Genomic DNA, 6,502 nt, shown 5'->3' with positions numbered 1-6,502 from the left:
GGTCGCCGTCCGCCGGCGGTCGGCCTGCGACGCCGCGGAGCGGGGCAGTGCGGACGCCAGGAGGGTTCCGCGCAGGGCCGGCGCGCGCAGGGCGAGGGTCACCAGGGCGTAGCCCGCGAGTCCGCCGAGCGTGTTGGCGAGGAGGTCGTTGACGTCCACGGAGCGGCCGTTGTTCAGGACGATGTACGACAACAGCTGGGCGGCTTCCACGGACAGGCTGGCCGCCGCCGCCATCAGGGCCGCCCGCGACGCCGAGGTGGCGTTCCGGAACAGCAGGGGCAGCAGGAAGCCGGCCGGCACCAGCATGACGACGTTGGGCACCATGGTGATGTCCGCGGTGACCAGCGGGACGAAGTTGATCTGGCTGATCCAGGGAGCCTGGTTGGCGTACTCGCCCCACGTCACGTTCAGCGGGAAGACCGTCAGGGACAGCACGGCGGCGACGTAGACGGCGGTGACCAGCCGCAGCAGACCGTGGCGCTTGTCCCACACCCCGCGCCTCACCTGGATGACGGTGCCGGCCGCGAACAGGACGAGCGCGGGGCCGAGAACGGGTGTGGAGTCCACCTGGAAGCGAATGTCCATGAGGGCTGGTCCTTCGGTCGGAGCGAGCGGTGCTGACTGCTTCAGCTTCCTTCCGGGGCCGGGCCGGGCGGATCTCCCGAAAGATCCATTCCCTGGTGGACGGCTACGACTTTCGGCAGAGGGGGCCCGGTGCCGCGCGCGGCTAGGGTTCTCACCATGCTCAGACCACCGCGCGGGCCGGCCGCCGGCCGGTTCGCCGTCGGCGCCCTGCTGCTCTGTCTCCTCGGAGCGGCCCTGCTGATCGACGTCGACACCGGCGCCCTCGAAGGCCAGGGCAGCGGGATCACGCTGTTCCTGTCGACGGCCGCGGCGGCGGCCGTCGCCTTCCCGGCCGTGGGGATCAAGTCGTCCCCCGCGGTGCTGGCGTGGGCGGCGTGCGGCGTGGCCCTGGTGTCACTGGCCTGCTCGGCCGGACTGCGCGTGGCGGCGAGCGGCGGTTCGGTCCTGGACCAGGCCTCCGACGCCTACACCCTGTTCGAGCCGATCGCCCTGATGGTGCTGCTGCACATGACGGCGCGGCGCGGCTCCCCGGCCGGCACCGCCGTCGCCCTGCCGCTGCTGATGGCCGCCGTCGTCCTGCGTCCGCTGGTGATCGAGGTGGACGAGGGCAGCAGCATCGTCGCGCTCGTCCTGACGCTGGTGGCCGGCGGCGCCCTGGCCTCCGGACTCACCGTCCGCCTGGTCGTCGCCTCCCGCCGGCAGCACGAGGAGCGGATCAGACTCGAACAGCGCCTGGGGTTCGCCCGCGACCTGCACGACTTCGTCGCCCACCACATATCGGGCATCGTGCTCCAGGCACAGGGCGCCCGTGCCGTCGCGGCCAGGAAGCCCCAGGCGGTGGGCGACGCCCTGGAACTGATCGAGACCACCGGGGCGGAGGCGCTGACCGCCATGCGCAGGATGGTCGGCGCCCTGCGCGAGGACACCGTCCCGGACACCCGGGCACCGGGCACGGACGCCGTCCGCGCCCTCGTCGCCGACTGCCGGCTCCCCGGGGCCCGGGTCGGCCTCACCGAGACCGGCCCGGTCGACGGCCTCCCCGAGGACGCCGCCCGCATCGTGGAACGCGTGGTCATGGAGGCGCTGACGAACATCCGCAAGCACGCCCCCGACTGCACCACCGCACACGTGCACCTGGAGGTCTCCCGCCGCCGGATGACCGCGCGGATCACCGACGACGGACACCGGCGTCCGTCCGACGGCACCGGTTACGGGCTGCGCGGCCTGCGCGAGGTCGCCGTCGCCGCCGGGGGCACGCTGACCGCGGGTCCCGGCCCCGAGGCCGGCTGGCACGTCGTGCTCGAACTCCCTCTCCCCCCGCGGCGGGTGATCCGATGACCATCCGTGTCCTTCTCGCGGACGACCAGACGATCGTCCGCACCGGCATGGCCATGATCCTGTCGGCGGAGGACGACATCGAGGTCGTCGCCCAGGCCGCCGACGGGGTCGCCGCGATCCAGCAGGCCGACCTGCACCGCCCCGACGTGGTCCTCATGGACATCCGCATGCCGCGGCTGAACGGCATCGAGGCGCTGCGGCACCTGCACCGCCCCGGGGCCGCGCACGTCCCGAAGGTCGTCATGGTGACGACCTTCGACGACGACGAGTACGTCCACCAGGCCCTGCACCACGGTGCCTGCGGCTTCCTCCTCAAGGACGCGGGGCCCCGTCTGCTGGCCGAGGCCGTCCGCTCCGCCGCCTCCGGCGAGGCCCTCATCAGCCCCTCCATCACCGTCCGCCTGCTCCAGCGGTTCACCCGCCCCGCCGCCGCTGCCGCCCCGGTCCCTCCCTCGCCCCTGTCCGAGCGCGAGACCGAGGTCACCGCCCTCGTCTCCCGCGGGCACACCAACGCGGAGATCGCCGCCGCCCTGCACATCAGCGCGGGCACGGTGAAGACCCACCTCACCAACATCCAGGGCAAACTCGGCGCCCGCAACCGGGTCGAGATAGCGGCCTGGGCCTGGGAGTCCGGGCTCGCCCGCCGACCGGGCCGCGCATGACGACCCCGGGCGCGGGGCGGACCGGCACAGTGATGAAAGTGCGAAGAGGACACGACGTGCCGCACACTCTCCAGGTGATCGTGCTGCAGCCCGTCCTCGAAGTCTCCGATCCCGCCGGCTTCACGCTCTGGCCGGTCGCCGGCATCGAGCCGTACGGCTTCCTGCCGCTCAGTGGCTCGCTCGCTCCCACCGAGGTCGGCACGGCGGTCATGAGCATCGCCGCCCACAACGACGTCGTACCGGTGGCCGACGACCGTCCGCCGCGGCCCACGGACCCGCTCGGTTCCATCCTGCACGGGCTGCTCACCATGGACGACCTCTTCGCCTCCGGTGGCCTGCGGGTCACGGACACCGTCACCGGCGTCACCTTGCTGCCGGGCTGCTGCAACGGCCTCGAGGAACGCCACGACTGGTTCGACGTCCTCGACGGCAACGGATGGGCCTCCTTCGGCCACGACCCGTCCCCGCTCGCCGAACGCCACGGCGACGCCGTCCGCCTGACCGTGGACGCCGACCGGGACGACAGCCCCGTGATCGAACTCGCCGCCGGCGAACTGCGGCGCCTGCTCACCGGAGCGGAACGCGACCTGACCGGATTCCTGGCCCTGGCGGCCGCGTGGGCCGTCCGGCAACTGCCGGACCACGCAGCCCCGGTGACGTCCGCCCTCGCCCGCGCCCTGGTCCTCCCCGCACAGGGCCCGCCCTCCGCGCCCCGACGGCCGGAGGCAGTCGGCTGACGCACGGTACGACCGGGAGGAACGCCCCGCACGGCAACGGGCGGACAGGACCGGGACGGCTGCTACCCGACCGTGTCCGGGAAGCTCACCCGCACCGCCACCACGCAACCCGACGCGTCCAGGTCGGCGGAGACGGGTGTGCCGTTCGGCGGAGACGTTCGACGGCTTCACAGAGCGACCGTCGCGTCACGCGCACGCACTGAGGAGGCCGAAGCTCCGTACCCGGCCGCGCGGTACCGCCGCCGTACGGCTTCACCCGGCAGGTGTGCGGGCCGACGCGCATGCTCAGGACGGCCCGCCGGTCGTCACCGCCCGACGGACGACCGTGCGGAACAGGGTGCGGCCGGCCGGGACGGGTGAACCGCTTTCACGGCACTCGCAGTCGGGGGGCGGCGCGCCCGGCCGGCCGGTGGGTCCGCCGATCGGCCGGGCGCCCGCCCGTCAGATCGGGAAGTGCGCGCGTCCCCTGACCTGCGCCGTGACCCAGCGAATGTCGGTGAAGGCCTCGGCGCCTGCCTGGCCGCCGAAGCGGCCGTAGCCGGAGCCCTTCACGCCGCCGAAGGGGGCCTGCGGTTCGTCGGCGATGGACTGGTCGTTGACGTGGACGATGCCGGTGCGCAGACGGCCGGCGACCTCCAGGCCCTCGGCCAGGTCCTCGGTGATGACGCCCGCGGTGAGCCCGTAGGGGGTGTCGTTGGCGAGCGCGACGGCCTCGTCGGTGCTGTCGACGACGTGGACGACCGTCGCCGGGCCGAAGATCTCGTCGTAGTGGATCCTCATCTCCTTGGTGACCCCGGTGAGGACGACCGGGCGGACCAGTGTGCCCGGTTCCTCGATCTCGCCGGTACCCGCGGCCAGTCCGGCGCCGTGGGCGACCGCGTCCGCGACGAGGGAGGCGACCCGGCGGGCGGCGGCCTCGTTCACGACGGGACCGATCGCCGTGCCCGGGTCACTCGGGTCGCCGCAGGGCAGCGCCCGGACGCGGGCGGCGAACTTGGCGGTGAACTCGTCGGCGACCGAGCGGTGGACGATGACCCGGTCCACGCACATGCAGATCTGGCCCGCGTTCATGAAGGAGCCGAAGACCGCGGCGTCCACCGCGTAGTCGACGTCCGCGTCCTCCAGCACCAGCAGGGGGTTCTTGCCGCCGAGTTCGAGCACGGCGGGCTTGAGGTGCTGGGCGGCCTGGACGCCGATGGTGCGGCCGACCTCCGTGGAACCGGTGAAGTTGACCATCCGCACCCGGGGGTCGGCGATCAGCGCGGAGACCACCTCGGCGGCGTCGGCGCGGTCGTTGGTGACGACGTTGAGCACGCCCGCCGGCAGTCCCGCCTCGTGCAGGACGTCGGAGATCAGCAGGCCGCAGGCGATCGGCGCGTCCTCGCTGGGCTTCATCACCACGGTGTTGCCCATCGCGATCGGCAACGCCACCGCGCGGACACCGAGGATGACCGGCGCGTTCCACGGCGAGATCGCGGCGATCACCCCCTTGGGCACCCGCACCTGCGTGGAGTGGACGCCGTCGGCGTCGGTGGCGAGGATCCGGCCGGTCGGGCGGCTGACCTCGGCCGCCGCCTCCAGCAGGATGTCGGCGGCCAGGTGGGCGTTGAAGCCCGCCCAGGGGGCGGCGCCGCCGACCTCCGCGGCCATCAGCCGTACGACCTCCTCGGTGCGCTCGGCCATCAGTTGCGCGGCGCGCAGGAAGATCCGGCGGCGCTCGGCCGGCTTGGTCGCGGCCCACGCCTCGAACGCGGCGTCGGCGGCGTCCACGGCACGGCGTACGTCGTCCGGGGTGCCCGCGGCGACCTCCGCGCAGACGGCGCCGGTCCAGGGGTTGGTGTCGGTCGCGGTGCGGCCGGAGGAGGCGGGGACCTCCTGGCCGTTGATGATCAGTCCTCGGGAGATGGACACGGGGTGCTCCTGTACAAGGGGGTGAGGGATCAGGCCTGGGCGGGTGCGGGCGAGGGGCCGGCGGCCCGGCGGGTGCGCAGGGCGCGGTGGGCGAGGCCGACGAGGGCCGGGGCGACCACCGGCGCGATCATGTAGTTCCAGAAGTGTCCGTACGTGCCGGAGAGCAGGGCCGGGCCGAAGGCGCGCGCCGGGTTGATGCTCGCGCCGGTCACGGTGCCCAGGGTCGCGACGACCACGCCCACTCCGATGCCGATGACCGCCGGGATCGACGCCCCCCGGGTGGGTCTGGTCATCACCAGCGCCACCGTGACGAAGACCGCGGCGAGTGCGGAGCCCTCGATGAGGAACAGTTCGACCGTACCCGTCCCGGGTGCGGGGTGCACGGCCCCGTGTCCGACCTGGCGCACGGCCCCGCCCCACACCAGCCCGGCCAGCGCGGTGCCGGCCACGGACCCGGCGAGCTGCGCGGTGACGTACGGGAGGACGGCGCGGGACGGGAAGAGACCGCTCGACCACAGGAAGACGGTGACGCCGGGGTGCATGTGGCCCCCGGATCCGCGGCCGGGCGGCGAGTACATCAGGCCCGCGATGAGCGCGGCGACCGCGACTCCCGCGACGGCGAACAGGGTCGCCGGGTCGCCGATCGCCAGCGGCGAGGCGGGGTGGGCCAGCCAGCGGATCAGGCTCACCACGGCGAAGAGAAGCACCGTGGTCAGCGCGAACTCGTACGCGCTGTGCCGGACGAGATCCGCGCGGCTCCGGGCGGAAGTGCTCATGGGAGTCCTCATCAGGGGCAGGGGCGGCCCGGCGGGATGCGTCCCGCAGTGCACCGGGCCACCATTTTTTCGCTGAGTGAACTTAATTTCATTGAACGAGTGCGCTGAGTGTGTGCGATCGCCGGGACGCTGTCAATGGCCGGGTAGCGTTCTCCCGAGGACGGGTACGGCCGCATGCGCCGGGAAGCCGACGGAGCGGCCGACACACAGGAGGAAGTGCCATGGCGCCGGGCGTTTCGAGGACGGCACCGACGGCATCGGCGCCGGACGGCTCCCCGGCGGAGGCCGCCGGCCCACTGGAGCGCGGGCTGGCCGTGCTGCGGATCGTGGCGGACGCCCCCCACTCCGTGCGCCCGGGCGACCTCGCCCGCGCGACCGGCCTGGCGCGTTCGACCGTCGACCGGATCGCCGCGACCCTGACCCACCTCGACCATCTGCGCGCCGTGGGACGCGACCTCGTGCCCGCCCCGCGCCTGATGGAGTTCGGCAACGC

The 6,502-nt window shown here is 73.5% G+C and carries 7 protein-coding genes; 4 read left to right on the top strand and 3 right to left on the bottom strand.

The genetic code is table 11. The features are described 5' to 3' along the window. On the bottom strand, window positions 1–585 hold a 585-nt coding region (locus B7767_RS28520; RefSeq protein ID WP_085574681.1), incomplete at its 3' end, for a VanZ family protein. Between the two features lie 156 nt (window positions 586–741). On the opposite strand from B7767_RS28520, the gene B7767_RS28515 reads away from it, so the two are divergent. Genes B7767_RS28515 through B7767_RS28505 form a run of 3 tightly spaced genes read left to right on the top strand, consistent with a single transcriptional unit; the run spans window position 742 to window position 3,322 of the window. Further along, window positions 742–1,923: a sensor histidine kinase gene (locus B7767_RS28515; protein ID WP_085574680.1), complete on the top strand. Its 1,182-nt coding sequence runs from the start codon at window positions 742–744 to the stop codon at window positions 1,921–1,923. Next, on the top strand, window positions 1,920–2,585 hold the full coding sequence (locus B7767_RS28510) for a response regulator transcription factor (protein ID WP_085574679.1): 666 nt from the start codon (window positions 1,920–1,922) through the stop codon (window positions 2,583–2,585). Before B7767_RS28515 ends, B7767_RS28510 begins: the two co-directional genes overlap by 4 nt. 56 nt (window positions 2,586–2,641) lie before the next feature. Then, window positions 2,642–3,322, top strand: a complete 681-nt coding sequence (locus B7767_RS28505; RefSeq protein ID WP_107486390.1) for a hypothetical protein — start codon at window positions 2,642–2,644, stop codon at window positions 3,320–3,322. Window positions 3,323–3,763: 441 nt separating this feature from the next. Here the strand turns inward: B7767_RS28505 and B7767_RS28500 are convergent, their stop codons facing one another. Both B7767_RS28500 and B7767_RS28495 read right to left on the bottom strand, forming a co-directional pair. After that, complete coding sequence (locus B7767_RS28500; RefSeq protein WP_085574677.1) at window positions 3,764–5,233, bottom strand: aldehyde dehydrogenase family protein; 1,470 nt, start codon at window positions 5,231–5,233, stop codon at window positions 3,764–3,766. Between the two features lie 29 nt (window positions 5,234–5,262). Continuing rightward, on the bottom strand, window positions 5,263–6,009 hold the full coding sequence (locus B7767_RS28495; protein ID WP_179167324.1) for an aquaporin: 747 nt from the start codon (window positions 6,007–6,009) through the stop codon (window positions 5,263–5,265). Between the two features lie 221 nt (window positions 6,010–6,230). On the opposite strand from B7767_RS28495, the gene B7767_RS28490 reads away from it, so the two are divergent. Then, the coding region (locus B7767_RS28490) for a helix-turn-helix domain-containing protein (RefSeq protein WP_143652675.1) at window positions 6,231–6,502 on the top strand (272 nt) is incomplete at its 3' end.

Source organism: Streptomyces sp. 13-12-16 (assembly GCF_002114215.1).
Classification (GTDB): Bacteria; Actinomycetota; Actinomycetes; order Streptomycetales; family Streptomycetaceae; genus Streptomyces.
The sequence above is the reverse complement of the archived record's forward strand: the minus strand, read 5'-3'. Positions and strand labels throughout refer to the sequence as shown.

Bases quoted from the DNA above. Each gene is read 5' to 3' on its own strand.
- B7767_RS28510 (WP_085574679.1), top strand. From the start codon at position 1,920: ATGACCATCCGTGTCCTTCTCGCGGACGACCAGACGATCGTCCGCACC.
- B7767_RS28495 (WP_179167324.1), bottom strand. From the start codon at position 6,009: ATGAGCACTTCCGCCCGGAGCCGCGCGGATCTCGTCCGGCACAGCGCG.
- B7767_RS28515 (WP_085574680.1), top strand. From the start codon at position 742: ATGCTCAGACCACCGCGCGGGCCGGCCGCCGGCCGGTTCGCCGTCGGC.